Below are 18,380 nucleotides of genomic sequence, written 5' to 3'. Positions count from 1 at the left end.
GAAAAATATAATGGTTATTCCTGCTCGTAAAAGAGTAGGAAGTACAGCCGCAAAAGAAAAGATAAAGAAACTTCGTGTTGCTGCCTATTGCCGTGTTTCTACAGAAACAGAAGAACAAAATTCTAGTTATGAGGTTCAGGTCGCACACTATACAGAGTTTATAAAGAAAAATAATGAATGGGAGTTTGCCGGCATCTTTGCAGATGATGGTATATCAGGTACAAACACTAAAAAGCGTGACGAATTTAATCGTATGATTGCAGAGTGTATGGACGGTAATATCGACATGGTTATTACAAAATCCATCAGCCGATTTGCACGTAACACCCTAGACTGCCTTCAGTACATTAGACAGCTCAAAGATAAGAACATATCCGTCTATTTTGAGAAAGAAAACATCAACACAATGGATGCCAAGGGTGAGGTTTTGCTGACTATTATGGCATCTTTGGCACAACAGGAAAGCCAGAGCCTTTCACAAAACGTTAAGCTTGGACTTCAATACCGATACCAACAAGGAAAGGTGCAGGTCAACCATAAGCGATTTATGGGCTACACCAAAGATGAAGATGGAAATTTAATCATTGTTCCCGAAGAAGCTGAGGTTATCAAACGTATCTACCGAGAATACCTTGAAGGTCAGAGTCTAGTAGGCATTGGTCGAGGTCTTGAAAAGGATGGTATTTTAACAGCAGCAGGAAAACCAAAATGGCGACCGGAATCAGTTAAGAAGATCCTTCAAAACGAAAAATACATCGGAGATGCCCTTCTTCAAAAGACCGTCACAGTAGATTTTCTGACCAAGAAAAGAGTTAAGAACGAAGGTCATGTTCCACAGTATTATGTTGAAAATAGCCATGAAGCGATCATCCCCAAAGAATTATTCCTACAAGTTCAGGAGGAAATTCATCGAAGAAGCAATATCTACACAGGAGAAGGTAAGAACAAACGAATTTATAGTAGTAAGTACGCTTTAAGTGCCATCACCTTCTGTGGAGATTGTGGCGATATTTATAGGAGGACCTATTGGAATATTCATGGCAGAAAAGAATTTGTCTGGCGATGCGTGACTAGAATCGAGCAGGGTCCTGAAGTCTGTAAGAACCGAACCGTAAAAGAAGATGAACTCTATGGTGCTGTAATGACTGCGATTAATAGGCTGCTTGCAGGTGGCAATAACATGATAAAAACACTGGAAGAAAATATTCATGCGGTGATTGGAGAAACGACAGAATACCAAATTTCAGAGATTAACAACTTACTGGAGGAAAAGCAAAAAGAAATCATCAAGCTGGCTAACATGGGTCAAGGCTATGAACACCTAGCAGAAGAGATTGATGAGCTGAGAGACAAGCGACAGACCCTTTTAGTAGAAGACGCCTCTCTTAGTGGCGAGAATGAGCGAATCAATGAGTTGATTGAATTTATCCGCAAGAACATATTCCGAACCTTAGAATATGATGATAAGCTAGTGAGGAAGATAATCCAGAGCGTTACAGTCTATGAAGACCACTTCGTCATAGCCTTCAAATCAGGTTTCGAAATGGAAGTATGAGATGCATTTGATTATTTTTGTATTGAACACATCGTTTTGTTGTGTTATTCTATAGGTTGATATAAATAAAGATGTAGGAGGAACCGAAACTATGACAGCATCAATACGTTTAAGATAAGCTGGCAATAAAAAAGGCAGAATCTATCCCAATGATAGGCTTTTTTGTTGTGCTTATTTATACGATATTGAGCATTCATTAGTTAAGGTGAGGATATAGGTTATTTAACTATACCTTTATTTAACTATGTCTTTAATATGAATGTTTCCAGATTGTATGTATGCAGACCAAAAGCCACATTGTGGATTTTGGCCTGCATTTTTTATTGCCTAGAATACTATTTAAAAAAGAAATTTAAGCAAAATAATATGCAGGAGATAATAGAAATGGAAAAATATATAAATTGGAAACTTAAGTTTTATACTATATGGGCAGGGCAGGCGGTATCTTTAATCACTAGTGCCATCCTGCAAATGGCGATAATTTTTTACCTTACAGAAAAAACAGGATCTGCGATGGTCTTGTCTATGGCTTCACTAGTAGGGTTTTTACCCTATGCGGTCTTTGGACCAGCCATTGGTGTATTAGTGGATCGTCATGATAGGAAGAAGATAATGATTGGTGCTGATTTAATTATAGCAGCAGCTGGAGCAGTGCTCGCTATTGTTGCATTGTATACGGAGTTATCTGTATGGATGGTTATGGTAGTATTGTTTATCCGTAGCATTGGAACGGCTTTTCATTCTCCGGCTCTCAATGCGGTTACGCCGCTTTTAGTACCAGAAGAACAGCTTACGAAATGTGCAGGTTATAGTCAGTCTGTGCAGTCGATAAGCTATATTATTAGTCCGGCGGCTGCAGCATTGTTATACTCCGTTTGGAAATTAAATGCAATTATTGCTATCGATGTATTGGGCGCTGTGATTGCATCTATTACGGTAGCAATTGTAAGTATTCCTAAGCTGGGCGATCAAGTGCAAAGTTTGAAACCAAATTTCTTAAGAGAAATGAAAGAAGGAATTGTCGCATTGAGACAAAACAAAGGCTTATTTGCCTTATTACTCTTAGGAACGCTATATACGTTTGTGTATATGCCAATTAATGCACTATTTCCTTTAATTAGCATGGAATACTTTAATGGAACACCTGTGCATATTTCCATTACCGAAATCGCTTTTGCATCTGGAATGCTAGTAGGCGGTCTACTATTAGGAAGGTTGGGGAACTTTGAAAAGCGTGTATTACTAATAACAGGTTCATTCTTTATAATGGGAGCCAGTTTAGCCGTTTCAGGATTACTTCCTCCAAGTGGATTTGTTATATTTGTAGCTTGCTGTGCAGTAATGGGGCTTTCGGTGCCATTTTATAGCGGTGTGCAAACAGCTCTTTTTCAGGAGAAGATTAAGCCTGAATATTTAGGACGTGTATTTTCTTTGACCGGAAGTATTATGTCATTTGCTATGCCAATTGGATTAATTCTTTCTGGATTCTTTGCTGATAGAATTGGTGTAAATCATTGGTTTTTACTATCAGGTATTTTAATTATTGGCATTGCTATAGTTTGCCCAATGATAACAGAGGTTAGAAAATTAGATTTAAAATAAAATAATATTGGAGGGATATTTATGTATCTTATTTTCATGTAATTCTTCCTGCTAAAATCGCAGGGTTTTCCCTGCGTACAAGCAAATGAAAGCATGCGATTATAGACAGGAGGAAATGTTATGGAATTGATATTAAAAGCAAAAGACATTCGTGTGGAATTCACAGGGCGAGATGTTTTGGATATAGATGAAATAGAAGTATATGATTATGACCGTATTGGTTTAGTAGGAGCAAATGGTGCAGGGAAAAGCACTTTACTCGAGGTGCTTTTAGGGGAATTAACTCCAGAAGGATGTAAAATTAATCGTCTGGGTGAACTTTCCTATATCCCTCAGTTGGATGAAGTAAGTTTGCGGGAGGAAAAAGATTTTGCACTTGTAGGCAAGCTCGGTGTTGAGCAATTAAATATTCAGACCATGAGCGGTGGGGAAGAAACAAGGCTTAAAATAGCACAGGCCTTATCAGCACAAGTACATGGTATTTTAGCCGATGAACCTACCAGTCATCTAGACCGTGAAGGAATTGATTTTCTAATTGGACAGCTAAAATATTTTACAGGTGCACTGTTAGTTATTAGCCATGACCGCTATTTTCTTGATGAAATAGTAGATAAAATATGGGAACTGAAAGATGGCAAAATCACTGAGTATTGGGGAAACTATTCTGATTATCTTCGTCAGAAAGAGGAAGAACGCAAGAGCCAAGCTGCACAATACGAACAATTTATTGCGGAACGTGCCCGATTGGAAAGGGCTGCGGAGGAAAAGCGAAAACAGGCTCGTAAAATAGAACAGAAGGCAAAAGGTGCTTCAAAGAAAAAAAGTACTGAAGGCGGAGGGCGTTTAGCTCATCAAAAATCAATAGGAAGTAAGGAAAAAAAGATGCATAATGCCGCTAAATCCCTAGAGCACAGGATTGCGGCCTTAGGAAATGTAGAAGCTCCGGAAGACATTCGCAGAATTCGTTTCAGGCAAAGTAAAGCATTGGAGCTCCATAATCCATACCCTATAGTCGGTACGGAAATTAATAAAATATTTGGGGATAAGGCACTGTTTGAAAATGCATCTTTTCAAATTCCTCTAGGAGCAAAAGTAGCGCTAACTGGAGGTAATGGAACAGGAAAAACAACCTTAATCCAAATGATCTTAAATCATGAAGATGGAATTACTATTTCACGTAAGGCCAAAATAGGATACTTTGCACAAAATGGTTACAAGTACAACAGTAATCAAAAAGTCTTGGAATTTATGCAGGAGGATTGTGATTACAATGTTTCGGAAATTCGTTCTGTGTTAGCATCAATGGGAATTAAACAAAACGACATAGGAAAAAGCTTAGCTGTTTTAAGCGGTGGTGAAATTATGAAATTATTGTTAGCTAAAATGCTTATGGGTAGATATAACATCTTACTAATGGATGAACCCAGCAACTTCCTTGACATACCAAGCTTAGAGGCTTTGGAAATATTAATGAAGGAGTATGCTGGAACTATAGTGTTTATCACCCATGACAAACGGCTACTCGATAATGTGGCTGATGTGGTTTATGAAATTAGTGATAAGAAAATAAATCTGAAACATTAAATTTAAGGTAGTCGCTAGTCAGTATAGTCTGTTCTGGCTAGTGGCTTCATTATAAAGCTAGTTTCTAATGTTTTGAAATAAGATATGAATATCTGATTGGAGGGTTTAGAAATGTTAATACGGGTAGTTCCATACGACCCTTTTTGGGAAGCAGCATATGATAATGAAGCACAGAAAATAAGTAGTATTTTGAAGGACATATTGGTGGAGATTTACCATATTGGCAGTACAGCAGTTAAAGGTTTACATGCTAAACCAATCATAGATATAATGCCCGTAGTGACAAATATTAGTTTGGTTGATAAGCATAACAAAGAATTTGTAGCCATTGGATATGAGTGTATGGGTGAGTTTGGTATTAAAGGGCGGAGATATTTCCGTAAAGGTGGCGATAACAGGACACACCAAATTCATATTTTTGAGCAAAACAATCACAATGATATTACTAGGCACATAGCAGTAAGGGATTTTCTGCGTACACATCCTGACATCGCTTTAGAGTATGGCGAATTAAAGATGGAGTTGGCTTATCGATTCCCGGAGGATATTGAAGGCTACTGCGCCGGTAAGGATGCATTTGTAAAACAACTAGAAAAGGACGCTTTGCTATGGTATCAAGCTGTCTTATAGGGAAAAATTCAATACTTCTCTATTTTATATGTAAAATACTCCGAGAAAAAAAGCATGTGATCCATTCAGGTTTATTATCGACCATATTACCATATGAATGAAAATGGTTACTATATCAATCATGCAACAGACAGAAAATGAATAATCATTCTAATTATTAATCTAGATGAGCCACATGTAGGGTGTATAATAATGATTGCAAAAATGTTTGTCGATATGTTCCCACATACGGCAGTCAATCTTTGATATGTTTCCACAAATAAAAATCACTAAAAAAGGAACATGGTAATTTCCATTTGATAGCTATCCCTTCATCTCAAAACACGTCGAGGCAATCGTATTGATGTCTCGAGTCGATAAATAGATTATTGTAGAACCATTGATACCAAAGATTTCCAGGTTTCGAGCGCTTTTTTTGCGACCTCCGTTGCCGGGAAATCTTTGTTTTTTACCCAATTAAATCGAGACCTGCAGGTCAAAAACCATTGGGTTGAGTGGATACTTTAGATATAAGAGCTTTTTTAGAGGGTTGAGAAGACGGTTTTGATTTATAAGATTTAAGTCAATTTTGATTCAGGGAAAGCACAGATGAAAATCGTAAATTAGTATAGAAACATAATCAAATGGTAGTAAAATAGACTAAACATCATAAGTGGTTTCTGCGAATATGATTATTAGGCGAATCGTGTTTATTTGCCAGTAACCCACTGGATTTCAAAGTCCAAGCAGGATTCATCGCCAGGTTTTAATGGTATTATGGAAATATATAAAAAATCTCCTGATTGCAATTCATCTTTTTCAAGAACACGCTGCCTGGTCAGGCTGATTAGGATGATAATATAATCACAAAGCTCTGAGCAGGTTTTAAGAGTTGTCTTTTACTGAATGTTATAAGATCTGGAGAGGTGCTCGCCATATCAACGAATTTCATTAACTGAGCAGTTAATCCGTCCATGCTTATATTGATTGAGGATTCCCAACGATCGTTCGTTAGTCTTAGTGAATATGCCGTCAATCGATCGCGGAGCCTTGCTTTAATTTCTGAGTCGCCAGGGTAATAAACTGAAATATCCATACTGATACCCCCTTGTTAGTACCATATGTTAGCTCTGTAATCGAACAGTATCAAGCAATTTATCCATGAATTCAGACCTGGTTTGAAGGGAAGGCGATATGGTTTTGAAAAAGAATGACCAAGTGCGAGAAATCCTATTGAAGCCGATTGATTGTGACAAAAGCCAATCGAAAGTATATTTATCAGAGAATAGGGTAATATCGGGCCAGACATATTATTCTTCAGCGGATGCTGATATGTCAGACTTCGCAATAGGCTTTTATGAAATAATCTATAAAGAAGTCTTGAAAGGTAAGCCCATCTTAGGGCGAAAGGGGTCCCTGAAGAATTCCGAGTTTGCTGGTGATACCATGAACAGTTTTAATACAATTGCGAATTGTATTCCGGGAGCAGGGAAATCCAGTCGTCAACGTACAGAAAAAGAAGAATGGCCAGAGTATTTGAGGGGCTACCAAACTCAATATCATTGTCTGGCGAACTTCTGGATCCTGCCAATGGAAATCGGTAGAACGACAAAAGGAAAATTCAATAAATCAATTAAGCCAATTAGCGATTATATGGATCGCTTTTTACAGTTAGTAAAGTCTGAAGTCAGCTACAACGATCGAGACAGGGAGTATTTCAAATCCTTCAGTGGGTGGAATGATTTCGTCAGTAAGCATTTCCTGAATGGCTATTTGGACAATAACCAACAGATTGAGTTATATAGTTATTTCGACGAAAAAGGACATCCTAATTTCATTACAAGTGCCTTGCAAAAAATCGAACAAAGAGCTACTTGCATAGCTGAGTCTGAGTATGCGAATGAATTGTGGGAGTATTTTGATGAGTTGAAGCTTTTTTATTGAGATCAATTCTGCATCATCACGTATCTATTTTTCTGAAAGTTTTCCAATTGCAGATAAGGATAATGAGGCCGGATCGAGGGGTTAAGTGGACAAAATGGATGTTCATGTTTGTTATAAGTAACCATAAAGGAGTAGTTAGCGATGGATCTTTCAATAACTGCTAATCTTCCTACTAATGTCGACTTATACGTTTTTATTAAGAACTCAAAATACGATATTAGTAATGACAATAAGGTACTACAATTTAGGGAAACACTGATTATTTGAGGTTAACGTTTCCCAGTTCGTTCATTATGTTGTTTTTTTGCTCATGGGTGCACAAAAATGCTGGATTTTAGTGCGATTTCAGCCCGTTTTGTGGGCTAACCCCCAATTTTGGGCGCACTTATCCCATGCAGAATTCTTTCGTTCGTTTTGCACGAATACAATTCAACAAATTGGCGCTGGCAAACAAGATGTTGAATCTATTCAAATTTTTGCTGATCCCCCGATAAACTACTTTGGCATAACCAAAGAACCGTTTGACGATCAAAAATGGGTGCTCCACTTTGCTTCGAACGGATGATTTGCGTTGTTCAATTGCCCGGTCCCACTGGATCCCGGGATAGTTCTTATTGGTCTTGATCTTGGAAGGGCGAACATTGCTGCGAAATTCAATAGTAGATAAGTGCGGATCCTCGGTGAATTCTTTTCTTGACTCGACTCCATTATAGCCGGAATCTCCGTAAGCTACTTCATCATCGGGACGAATCAGTTTGTGTGTCTCGTTTATGTCATGGACATTGGCCGCAGTCCCTGTGACTGTATGGACATACCCACTGCCGGCGCAAACTCCGGTATGAACCTTCATCCCAAAGTACCACTGATTGCCTTTCTTTGTCTGGTGCATCTCAGGGTCTCGTTCTCCCGTCTGGTTCTTGGTAGAACTGGGGGCTGCAATAATGGTGGCATCCACGATGGTGCCGCCATGCATCATTAGTCCGGCAGATTCCAAGCGTCTGGTGACATCATGAAAGATCTTCTCCCCCAAGAGATGGCTTTCCATTAAATGGCGAAAGTGAAGAAGCGTGGTTGCGTCAGGCACTTGCTGCGAGATGAAGTCCAGCCGCATGAATTTGCGCATGGCATAACTGTCATAGATGGCGTCTTCCATTGCAACATCGGAGAGGTTAAACCAATTTTGCATCAGGTACATCCGAAGCATTGTTTCAATTTCGATGGGCTTTCTGCCGCGTTTTCCCTGAGGATAGTAGGGGCGAATCATCTCGACCCAATCTTTCCAGGGAATGATAGTTTCCATAGAATCAAGAAACTCTTCTCTCTTTGTAGTCTTGCGGCGATGTGCGTATTCAAAATCACTGAAAGTCTGCTGCTTCATAAGAAAAACCTCGCTGGTAACGTAATACTTAAATTATATCGTGAGAGCGTTCCTCAGAGTTACAGAAAACAGAATTAATCAGCGTTTCCTTAGATTTGCTCATACTGATTCAGAATAATGAAGGATGGCAGCTGGGCACGGGCGTTATCTTAACGAATAGTAAAGTAGGCTATGACATATATTGTACAAACTGGGATCGACTTAGATATGATGCCGAATGTCATCATGCCCAGCTTTCTAGATTGATGGATTCCAAGATTGTGTACATTAAAAATCAACAAGCTTACGATGGACTATGTAAACTAAGAGAACAGGCAAAACTCTTTTTAGCATCTGAGGAGCGCTTCCAAAGGGTGAATGAGTTGATCGACAAAGCTAAAGTATCGTATGCTAATGCTTATTTGCATGAAGAGTTAGGGCAAGTACGCCTTGATGCATTTGGGGTGATTCATTCTCTGATGAATGCAATTATGCTTTTTCATGGAAGCTATTTTAAACGCAGCACAAAAAGTATGCTTGAAGAATTAGCGACCTTGTCTATTGAAGAGTTTTTTGTTGATCATATAAAGAGCGTTGCGGCAAGTAAAGATGTTTTGGAGTTAAGAGCTTTATTAAAGAGTCTTCTTTTATATACGGAAGTTAATTTGAAACAAAAGAAGAATAAAGCAGCGCCTTCCGAAAATCTTATGGGCACCTATGAAGAAATGTATTCAAATTGGAGAAACAAGGAAGAGGAAGCGGCGAAGCAAAATAATGCTTTTTCCTCTTTTATGAATATGTGCAGTTTGCAAAATATGTTGATTGAGATTTCCTCAGAGGTTGCCATAGGAACTTGTAATATCATGGAAGAGTATAATCCAGATTGTTTAGGGGACAACGTTAAACTACTTGATGCATGTTTACAAGAATATGAGAATGTATATGAGACAGCAGGAATAGCGATTAAACATTATCCCAGTGTGGATGAGTTTGTCGAAGATTATTTACATAAATAAGCTCTGTCCGAAACATAGCGCAAACATTCAGTTTGACGTAACGGTAATTACCCATGTAACTAAATGATATCAATATTTATTAAAAAAATACAGATGATTCCTCGTTTCGTGAACCGGGAATCCAGGATGTTAACCTCTGTGGTGTCAATATAACCCGGAGGATATTCGATGAATGGAGAATTTGTCTATGTACAGCAAGATCAAGGACCTGGAGAGAAAAGGGATTCACTGAACGACGGAATGCCCGAATCCTTAGGATCAATAGTAAGATGGTGCTAAATACCGAGCGATGTTCCTGGATGACGATATGGAATATTTCACAACAAATTGCAAGCGCGACGCATTGGACGAGATCAGACCGGTCATCCGCGATTGGCTTCGTTCTATTCGCAGTATGACCTCTGCGCAGGCCCACGACTGGATCTTGGAGAGCTGTCCAGAGCGGGCGACCGCTGAACGTTCGGTCAGCCGTTATGTTCCGTACCTCAGATTGGATTGCGGAAATCCCAAATCAGGTACCGGCAGGGACTACGAAGCAATGGACGAACGGCCAATGGGTCATCCGACGCAACTGGACTTCGGTGTCAAATTTATCGTATTATACAAATTTCGAAAGTAGGTATCTGACCATGTTTATTGCCCTGACTTTATTTTTTGCGACATATGTCCTGATGATAGCCCTACCCAAATACCGTGCGTATGTCGCATTCGCTTCGGCGGTCATTTTCGTCGTTTCAGGCCTGCTGCCGGCACGATTGGCGCTGCAGGCCATCGACTGGAATGTCATCCTCATGATTGCGGGTACGATGGGAATTGTAGATTTGTTCATCGAATCAAAAATGCCTGCTCGGTTGGCGGATCTCATCATCAAGAAAGTCCCTGATATCAAATGGTCCATCATTGCATTGTCCCTTTTTTCAGGAATTGTTTCCGCATTCGTTGACAATGTTGCAACGGTCCTGATTGTTGCACCAGTGGCAGTGACTATCGCGAAGAAACTCAACATCAGCCCCGTTCCGAGTGTGATTGCCATCGCCATCGCTTCCAATCTGGAGGGTGCTGCGACCCTGGTGGGTGATACGACATCGATCCTGCTGGGCAGTTACGTGGACATGGACTTCCTTGACTTTTTCTGGATGCAGGGACGCCCGGGCATGTTCTGGATCGTCCAGCTTGGACTGGGGGCAGCGACCCTTGTCCTCCTGTTTAAGTTCCGCACTTATCGTCAGAAGGTCGACATTGAAAGAATCACACCAGTCGAAGATTTTTTCCCTACTTACTTGCTCATCAGCACAATCGTTCTCCTGATCGTGGCGTCATTTTTCCCAGACAAACCTCATATCACCAATGGCCTGATCTGTATGGGGCTGACATTTGTCGGTGTGATTTATGAGATGATCCATCAAAAACGGACGGATGTATTCTTCCGGACTTTCCTGAGTCTGGACTATTTCACCCTCCTGCTGCTGGCGTCCCTGTTTGTTGTGATCGCAGGCATCAGTGAAGCCGGTGTCATCGATGCGATCGCTGAAAGCTTCGTCAGTATCGGTGGAAATTCAGTTTTCCTGATGTACAGCATGCTCTTGTGGTTCTCCGTTCTCCTGTCCGCCTTTATCGACAACATCCCCTATGTCGCGACCATGCTGCCGGTCGTGAGCAGCATCGCTGTTTTCATGGGTGTCAATCCAAACCTTTACTATTTTGGGCTGCTTGCCGGAGCAACTCTGGGCGGCAATCTGACCCCGATCGGCGCTTCTGCCAACATCATGGCCATCGGGATCCTGCGAAAGAATGGATATGAAGTCAAAAGCAGTGATTTTATGAAAATCAGTGTTCCGTATACTCTGGCTGCCGTCACTGTGGCTTATGTTATTATCTGGCTGCTCTGGGGTATCCGCGCTTGAAGGCAATAAGGAGGATTTCATGATGAGAAAAAGAACGATTATATGCATCAGTCGTCAATATGGCAGTGGAGGGAGGATAACAGGGGAGAGGCTGTCCGAACTGCTCGGAATTCCATGTTACGATAAGGAACTGCTGACACGGACAGCCATGGAACATGGCGTACAGGAAGAAACCATCGCTACCAGTGATGAGAAAGCAGCTACCTGGAAATCGATGGGGTTTCCCAGGGGCATTCGGAATCCTTACAAGATTCCGCTTGAACTCGATTCTCATTATGCCATTAACGACACTGTCTTCCAGATGCTAACTGAGACGATTCAGAATCTGGCCAGGGAAGGGTCGTGCATCATCATTGGGAGGGCAGCAAAGAAAGTGCTGAAGGACGATCCCGATATGATTTCAGTCTTTATCCATGCTGATTTGGAAAGTCGAATCAATAGCATCATGGACCGTGAGCAGGTTGACGAAAAGCATGCCCGACACATGATTCAGGAGATTGACAAAAGGCGCGCAAAGTTTAACAACACGTATCTGAAGGACCAATGGACCGCTTGTACATCCTATGATTTGTCGATTTCAACCTCACGTTTCGGGATTGAAGGGGCTGTCAAGGCTATTATGAGCTTGCTGGAGGCAGACAAGCATTGTCAATCGGATCCCGCGGATGGATAGGCGGCGCCAGGTTACCGCATAGGAGGAACAACCGGCAGGAGCGGTCGGACAGTCGACAGCCTTCATGTTAATGTCGTATACCAAGGTAACCGTGGAAAAGGGGCTCTTGAAAGTCAGGATCGACCATGAGATACCGGATGTTGTCAAAGTCAACCACTACCTGAAAAATATGGAGGATCTCCCGGCTGTGGATGAAGTCTATGCCACCTTCTTCCCGGCGGGAACGCCTGCCCGTCGAACAGTCGGTGTTTTTAGCTTTGCCGGGCGATGCTCTAATTGAGATTGTTGCCGTTGCCGGAAACACAGAAGGTACACCTCCCACCGCCTAGCAGCGGCCTCGGAACAGCCATCGGGGTCGACCGCCGGTGAGCTGACCAGCCTTTTGTAACCATAGCTCAAGGCTGAAGTCCCGCATCAAAATTACCGATAAATCCTGGAGACCATTAATAATACTGGCTTCCAGGATTTATTTTGTTCGAAATATCACTTGCGATGCAGTCGTCTGGTAGGATAAACGCATCATCTGACAAGCGACCATGAAAGCAGCAAGAGGTCCATTAGTCCTTGCAGGCCAATGGACCTCTTGCTGCGTTGCATTGATTCTTGGGCGAACTTTCCCGCTAATTTTGAGTTTACTTCCATATCCCTATTTATTATATGTATATGAAAGTTCTAAAGCGTTCTTTAGAACTTTATCATCAAATGAATATTTCGAGCTAATGATTCCACCTATACCGCTTTGGAGTCCGCATGCTGAAATGAATAAGTCCATCATATATTAGAAGGTGTACACAAATGAAGTCCACCTGTATTCCTTCAGAGTCCGCTTCTCTTTAAAATTAATGTGTAACCCTTGGTTACCAATAATTTTGAGGAGGCTTATTATGGCCAGTAAAATCAAAGTCAAAACCATCTTGGAGCTACGATCCAAGAACTTATCTCGAAATCAGATTGCTGATCTTCGTGGAATGTCGCGTAATTCAGTGTCGCAAGTCATCAAGATTGCCAATGAGCTTGGTATCAAGTATTCGGACGTCGCAGATAAGGATCCAGAGTCAGTATACAAGCTCTTCTTTCCTGACAGGCATAGCACGGAGTCGATTTATGGGCAACCCGATTACGAGTATATCCATGGAGAGTTAAAGCGAGTTGGCGTCACCTTAAAGCTTCTGTGGCAGGAGTACCAGACTAAGTGCGCAGCAGAATCGACTATATCTATGGGCTACACTCGATTTTGCAAAGGTTATGCAGACCACACAGAGGCCAACATGATAACCAGTCATCTGGTCCACAAACCTGGACATAATGTTGAAGTTGATTGGTCCGGATCTACGATGCAGTATGTAAACCCTACAACCGGAGAGATCATCAAAGTCCATCTATTTGCCAGCACCTTGCCCTATAGCCAATATAGCTATGTTGAACCCACCATGGACATGAAGCAGACCACCTGGCTGAGGTGTCATGTCCACATGTTTGAATATTTTAATGGAGTGCCGCTTCGGATTACCTGCGATAATTTGAAGACGGGGGTAATTAAACACCCTAAAGAAGGTGATATCATCCTCAATGAAGAATATGATGCACTGGCCCAGCACTATATGACCACAGTAATGCCCGCTAGAGTTCGTAGGCCACGTGATAAGCCTAGCATTGAAAGCACAGTGGGTGATATCGCCACTGCGGTCATCGCTAAACTTAGGAATCGAAAATTCACCTCTTTTGAGGAACTCAGGCAGGACGTCTGGTTAGCTCTGGAAGAATACAATGTTGCTGATTTTCAAAAGCGCGAGGGTAGTCGGATCAAAGTATTCCTGGAAGAAGAGCAGCGGTACTTGCACCGTCTTCCTGACATTCCTTATGAAACAGCTGAATGGGTATACAGTCGCTCGATCGGATTAAACTCTCACGTGGTATATGCTAAAAACTACTACTCATGTCCCTTCCAATACTTTGGAAAAAAAGTGGATTTGAGGATCACTGACATGCAGCTGGCCATTTACTGCAACAACCAGCGGATCCAAACGCATCCGAAATTTCCAGCCTATGTCACAAACAAATATTCAACCCATGAAGAGGACATGCCTGAAAAGCTTAAGTATACCGAGTGGGACGATGTGCGCATAAAGCAGTGGGCGGTTAAAATCGGGCCATCCACAAGGCAAGTTGTTGATTTGATCTTCTCGATGGTAAAAATCAAAGAACAGGGATATAATTCTTCCCTGTCCGTTCTTCGTCTCACCAAAAGCTACTCAGAGGCTAGGCTGGAGACCGCCTGTGAACTAGCACTGACTAAAGTCAGGGTTCCACGTTACCACCATCTTAAAGCAATCCTGTCAGCCAATCAAGACGTTCTATACTCAAACGGTAAACAGAGCGCTCAAGCTCCTGAAGTTGCTCCGAAAGGCTATGTACGAGGAGCCGAATACTACAGAGGGCGAAACAAATGATAAACGAAGAAACGCGCAGAAAGCTAAATGAATTGAACTTGTCGGAACTCATCAGCTATCTGGAAATGCAGCATATTGAGGCTCATAGCAACAGCCTGACGTTTGATGAACGTCTGCAAATGATGATCGACTACCTCTATCAGGAAAAATTCGTAGCCAAGTTTCACCGTCTTCTTAAGTCTGCCCGACTGAGAATACCCTCTGCAGATATCGGCGATGTCCTCTACGCACCAAGGGGTGTGGAAAAATAAATGATCTTGGAGCTCGCGACCTGCCAATATATCAAAACTAACACGAACATTATTCTGCAGGGTTTCACCGGATCCGGCAAAACATATCTGGGGTGTGTGCTGGGAAAACAAGCCTGTAAGATGCAATTTCGGACTCGATATATTCGGATGCCTGATTTGCTCATGGAATACGATGAGTCCACACTAATAACCGGTGGACCACATAAGCTCTTAAAGAAATATTCTGGAATCCCATTACTGATTATCGATGAGTGGCTGATGGATGAGATTTCTGACTTAGAACAGCATTTCCTGTTTGAGCTTATTGAACGGCGATACGATTCTGGTTCGACTATATTCTGTACCCAATTTCGGAAGGAAGATTGGCACAACAAACTCGGAGGGGGCGTCCATGCGGACGCTATTATGGACCGAATCATACACAATGCCGTTTTCATAGAAACTGGGATCATCAACATGCGAGAAATTGCCTCAGGGAAAAAAACATTGGACTTAACTGGACTCTAAACCCAATGTTAGTGGACTTCAAAGTGAATATTACCGGTCTTAGCTTCCGCTAAGGCCGGTATCATTAGAGTGAAATAACCACAAAGGAATTCAGTGACAAGGCCATTTTATTGCGATTGCTCAAATTGGTGAATGCCTGCTGATCAACGGTGGTGTTGTCACCTTCATGGAACGCCAAAACCAGATGCCAGTGCAGCTGGTTTTGGCGTGCTTGTGGAATTCAAGACAATCCGCAGATGATGGTCCATCGCGCAACATCGATACACAGGACCTATGGGAAAAACATCGAGATTTCCCCTTTGTTTCCATGGAAAACTGCTGGATGGTCGGCCTCCCTCGCGTTGGTCTTCAAGCGTTGTACCTACGCTCAGTTATGTTCAGAAGCTGAGCTGTTTGCTGAGGGGCCGGTTTCGATTAGGGATTTCATCTGGAATGATGAAGCTCTTGGCTTCCTTGATGACATATTGATTTTCACCCATTAAAGTATAATTTTGAAGGTGACATAATCACAGCACACATACAAGGTGACATTTTCACAGATCATCAACAAAGATGCCAGTTGCAGTGGTCAGAGCGCAGTCTATCCGTTATACTGGAAAGAACATGTTAACAAAAGAGGTGGAATAATGAGGATCAATCAAGTGGGCATCGTCGGTGCCGGAGCGTTAGGACTGCTCCTTGGAGAACGTCTGGTGAAAACATTGGGGCCGGAAGGAGTTCAGTTCATAGCGGATGAATCGCGGTGCCGGCGTTATGAGCAAACTGGATTTCAGGTCAACGGCCAGGCCCTTCGTATCCCTTGTGTCTCCGCACCCCGGGGCAAGTACCTGGACCTGATCCTGTTTGCAGTAAAAAGCTACGATCTGCCGTCCGCTTTGGAGCTGGTCCGACCCTTTGTAGGACCGGAGACCATTCTGATGTCCCTGCTGAACGGCATCAGCAGTGAGGAGATCATCGGCGAGGCGCTGGGAGCGGAGAAAGTGCTTTACACGGTCGGACAGGGAATGGATGCTACCCGGGTGGGTCAAACTCTGAACTATACTGTGCCAGGGTTCTGGCGCCTGGGTGAAGCCGACGGAACTGAGAGTGAACGGTTGCAGGCTGTAGTGGCTCTTTATGACCAGGCGGGCATTGCCTTTGAAGTCTGCCCGGATATCCGATATCAGCTTTGGAGCAAGCTCATGCTCAATACGGGAGTGAATCAGACACTGGCTGTTCTGGGCGGATCCTATCGGGTAATTCACGAAAATCAAAACGACTCCCGCCGAATCATGCGTCAGGCAATGGAAGAAGTACGAAAGCTGGCTGCCCTGGAAGGGGTGACAATCCCGGAAGCTGAGATAGACGTCTGGTTCAGGATCGTCGATAGTCTGGGGCCGGATCAACAACCCTCCATGCTTCAGGATGTGGAAGCCGGTCGCCAGACGGAAGTGGAACTGTTTGCCGGAACCATCCGCCGCCTGGGGGCACGCCATGGAGTGGCAACTCCGATTAATGATTGGTTCTATGAGGAAATCCTGAAAAAATCCCCGCCCCACTCGGAAGGATTCGGATCCCGGGGGCTGACAGACTGAAGTAGAGAAACGGTCATTCACTAGTGACGGATGGCTTTTTTTAGTGTTGGGTGATGATCCGAACCTACTGAAGGAGTAGGTTTTTATCGCATGGCGTGGAAATATGCGCAGCTTATGCGACACAGCAGAAAATGACAGTGTTTATCCTCATCGATTCTCACTGATCGAAGTCTTTAATCACAGGGATAGAGATGCCCGCCGCAGACCGGACAAGGGAAGGTTCAAATTCCCCGAATAACGCGGACTGTTGCTTACCAAGATCTTTGACTTGCCTGAAGATCTAAACTGCCATAAAGCAGGTGAAAAGCACAATGAGAATCCTGGGGTCGGTCGGCCAACTTTAACACCCAGGGTTCTCATTGTTTGAACGTGTGAAAGCGCTTCTGGATAAGTTGACTTTTGATATTGGGATCCGTTTGGAGTGTATTGCTGTTTGTGTAAAAAGGCTTCTGTTTCAATGAAATTTAGGCAAAACGTTGAATGAAGATGTTGGCTTTAACCATATGGCTGCGATTGTAACCATTATGTTACTAAATAATAAGTTTTAAAGTTTAATATTCAGATAACCGATGAAACAATTATGAAAGAGCATAGTTCATGAAATACCATGTGGTTTAATTAAAGATGAAACAGAACGGACAGCAATCAAACGGAAATTCCTTTGGGTTACAAGATCCACTGGCTGAAAAGGGGAGAAGAATGAAAAGCAGAATGCTCGCATCAGGACTAGCCATTGCGATGGTACTCGGGAGTACAGGCTGTGGCATCAATTTTTACTATCCTGGAAAACAAGTCTCCGCCAGTGCTCAGAGTGGGGCTGTGCATCAAACAGAGTCCTTAAGCACTCCGGAATTTCACCCAGCCATGGAGGTTGTTGAAAATTACTTTAAGTATTCGGATGGAAAAAACGAAAAAGGTGTTTTGTCTACTCTCACTGATCGTTGGAACGCTCCTAACATAGTCTGGGAGCTGGGTAATTTGGAGTATATAGATCTCAACTTCATTGAAGAGGAAACGGATCAAAAACAGTACGAGAGTTACTTAAAAAATGGCAGAGGCAGCATCAATGGCACAACCATGGAGAACCTTATAGTGTTTAAGGTAATGTACGAAGTAGAGTATAAGAATGACTACGTAAGTTCTCAAGAGAGTGGAATGTATGAATGGTGGTTCTTCCTAATTAGAAAAGATGAAAACTCCCCGTGGCTCATTGATGATATGGGAGTCTGACACCCCCTTTCATCTGATGATCTTTCAATCGGGATCCAGGGGATTGAAGAACAGCGGTTGCGGGTATTTATGTTTCCTTGACTACTGAGGTGAAGAGAGATTTTTAATAACGTGGGATATCAAT

General features: G+C 42.4%; 16 protein-coding genes. 15 read left to right on the top strand and 1 reads right to left on the bottom strand.

Features of this window, described 5'->3' with window-relative positions; translation table 11 throughout:
* The first annotated feature begins 10 nt into the window (after positions 1-10).
* The 5 genes from NQU17_07335 (at position 11) to NQU17_07315 (ending at position 7,294) form a co-directional block, all read left to right on the top strand.
* Positions 11-1,555 (top strand): recombinase family protein, encoded by a 1,545-nt coding sequence (locus NQU17_07335; protein ID UUM13480.1) that lies wholly within the window; start codon positions 11-13, stop codon positions 1,553-1,555.
* Between the two features lie 384 nt (positions 1,556-1,939).
* Positions 1,940-3,157: a macrolide efflux MFS transporter Mef(A) gene (gene mef(A) / locus NQU17_07330; protein ID UUM13360.1), complete on the top strand. Its 1,218-nt coding sequence runs from the start codon at positions 1,940-1,942 to the stop codon at positions 3,155-3,157.
* Positions 3,158-3,277: 120 nt separating this feature from the next.
* The gene (gene msr(D), locus NQU17_07325) at positions 3,278-4,741 is read left to right on the top strand and encodes an ABC-F type ribosomal protection protein Msr(D) (GenBank protein ID UUM13359.1); all 1,464 of its coding nucleotides are present in this window, start codon (positions 3,278-3,280) and stop codon (positions 4,739-4,741) included.
* Positions 4,742-4,852: 111 nt separating this feature from the next.
* Positions 4,853-5,371, top strand: coding sequence for a GrpB family protein (locus tag NQU17_07320; GenBank protein UUM13358.1), 519 nt, complete (start codon positions 4,853-4,855; stop codon positions 5,369-5,371).
* A gap of 1,173 nt (positions 5,372-6,544) precedes the next feature.
* Entirely contained in the window at positions 6,545-7,294 is a 750-nt protein-coding gene (locus NQU17_07315) for a hypothetical protein (protein ID UUM13357.1), read from the top strand.
* A gap of 385 nt (positions 7,295-7,679) precedes the next feature.
* On the opposite strand, the gene NQU17_07310 is transcribed toward NQU17_07315, so the two are convergent.
* Entirely contained in the window at positions 7,680-8,672 is a 993-nt protein-coding gene (locus NQU17_07310; GenBank protein UUM13356.1) for an IS5 family transposase, read from the bottom strand.
* A gap of 245 nt (positions 8,673-8,917) precedes the next feature.
* On the opposite strand from NQU17_07310, the gene NQU17_07305 reads away from it, so the two are divergent.
* The 10 genes from NQU17_07305 to NQU17_07260 all read left to right on the top strand — a co-directional run bounded on the left by NQU17_07305 (position 8,918) and on the right by NQU17_07260 (position 18,256).
* Entirely contained in the window at positions 8,918-9,667 is a 750-nt protein-coding gene (locus tag NQU17_07305; GenBank protein ID UUM13355.1) for a hypothetical protein, read from the top strand.
* A gap of 289 nt (positions 9,668-9,956) precedes the next feature.
* Positions 9,957-10,286 (top strand): hypothetical protein, encoded by a 330-nt coding sequence (locus NQU17_07300; protein ID UUM13354.1) that lies wholly within the window; start codon positions 9,957-9,959, stop codon positions 10,284-10,286.
* 10 nt (positions 10,287-10,296) lie between these two features.
* Positions 10,297-11,571, top strand: coding sequence for an SLC13 family permease (locus NQU17_07295; protein ID UUM13353.1), 1,275 nt, complete (start codon positions 10,297-10,299; stop codon positions 11,569-11,571).
* Between the two features lie 22 nt (positions 11,572-11,593).
* Positions 11,594-12,244 carry a cytidylate kinase-like family protein gene (locus NQU17_07290; GenBank protein UUM13479.1) on the top strand — a complete coding sequence of 217 codons (651 nt, stop codon included), beginning with the start codon at positions 11,594-11,596 and terminating at the stop codon, positions 12,242-12,244.
* A gap of 64 nt (positions 12,245-12,308) precedes the next feature.
* Positions 12,309-12,524, top strand: a complete 216-nt coding sequence (locus NQU17_07285; protein UUM13352.1) for a RidA family protein — start codon at positions 12,309-12,311, stop codon at positions 12,522-12,524.
* Positions 12,525-13,128: 604 nt separating this feature from the next.
* Positions 13,129-14,694 carry an IS21 family transposase gene (gene istA / locus NQU17_07280; GenBank protein UUM13351.1) on the top strand — a complete coding sequence of 522 codons (1,566 nt, stop codon included), beginning with the start codon at positions 13,129-13,131 and terminating at the stop codon, positions 14,692-14,694.
* Entirely contained in the window at positions 14,691-14,945 is a 255-nt protein-coding gene (locus NQU17_07275) for a hypothetical protein (protein UUM13350.1), read from the top strand. Before istA ends, NQU17_07275 begins: the two co-directional genes overlap by 4 nt.
* Positions 14,946-15,452, top strand: a complete 507-nt coding sequence (locus NQU17_07270; protein UUM13349.1) for an ATP-binding protein — start codon at positions 14,946-14,948, stop codon at positions 15,450-15,452. It abuts the gene before it with no gap.
* A 626-nt stretch (positions 15,453-16,078) separates the two neighbouring features.
* On the top strand, positions 16,079-17,026 hold the full coding sequence (locus NQU17_07265; GenBank protein UUM13348.1) for a ketopantoate reductase family protein: 948 nt from the start codon (positions 16,079-16,081) through the stop codon (positions 17,024-17,026).
* Between the two features lie 624 nt (positions 17,027-17,650).
* A complete protein-coding gene (locus NQU17_07260; protein ID UUM13347.1) occupies positions 17,651-18,256 on the top strand; it encodes a DUF4829 domain-containing protein in 606 nt (201 codons plus the stop codon).
* Positions 18,257-18,380: the final 124 nt, after the last annotated feature.

This window comes from Clostridiaceae bacterium HFYG-1003 (assembly GCA_024579835.1).
In the GTDB taxonomy this organism is placed as follows: domain Bacteria; phylum Bacillota; class Clostridia; order Clostridiales; family Clostridiaceae; genus JG1575.
The sequence above is the reverse complement of the archived record's forward strand: the minus strand, read 5'-3'. Positions and strand labels throughout refer to the sequence as shown.

Bases quoted from the DNA above. Each gene is read 5' to 3' on its own strand.
- NQU17_07335 (UUM13480.1), top strand. From the start codon at position 11: ATGGTTATTCCTGCTCGTAAAAGAGTAGGAAGTACAGCCGCAAAAGAA.
- NQU17_07320 (UUM13358.1), top strand. From the start codon at position 4,853: ATGTTAATACGGGTAGTTCCATACGACCCTTTTTGGGAAGCAGCATAT.
- NQU17_07315 (UUM13357.1), top strand. From the start codon at position 6,545: ATGGTTTTGAAAAAGAATGACCAAGTGCGAGAAATCCTATTGAAGCCG.
- NQU17_07310 (UUM13356.1), bottom strand. From the start codon at position 8,672: ATGAAGCAGCAGACTTTCAGTGATTTTGAATACGCACATCGCCGCAAG.
- NQU17_07305 (UUM13355.1), top strand. From the start codon at position 8,918: ATGGATTCCAAGATTGTGTACATTAAAAATCAACAAGCTTACGATGGA.
- NQU17_07300 (UUM13354.1), top strand. From the start codon at position 9,957: ATGTTCCTGGATGACGATATGGAATATTTCACAACAAATTGCAAGCGC.
- NQU17_07295 (UUM13353.1), top strand. From the start codon at position 10,297: ATGTTTATTGCCCTGACTTTATTTTTTGCGACATATGTCCTGATGATA.
- NQU17_07290 (UUM13479.1), top strand. From the start codon at position 11,594: ATGAGAAAAAGAACGATTATATGCATCAGTCGTCAATATGGCAGTGGA.
- NQU17_07285 (UUM13352.1), top strand. From the start codon at position 12,309: ATGTTAATGTCGTATACCAAGGTAACCGTGGAAAAGGGGCTCTTGAAA.
- istA (UUM13351.1), top strand. From the start codon at position 13,129: ATGGCCAGTAAAATCAAAGTCAAAACCATCTTGGAGCTACGATCCAAG.
- NQU17_07275 (UUM13350.1), top strand. From the start codon at position 14,691: ATGATAAACGAAGAAACGCGCAGAAAGCTAAATGAATTGAACTTGTCG.
- NQU17_07270 (UUM13349.1), top strand. From the start codon at position 14,946: ATGATCTTGGAGCTCGCGACCTGCCAATATATCAAAACTAACACGAAC.
- NQU17_07265 (UUM13348.1), top strand. From the start codon at position 16,079: ATGAGGATCAATCAAGTGGGCATCGTCGGTGCCGGAGCGTTAGGACTG.
- NQU17_07260 (UUM13347.1), top strand. From the start codon at position 17,651: ATGAAACAGAACGGACAGCAATCAAACGGAAATTCCTTTGGGTTACAA.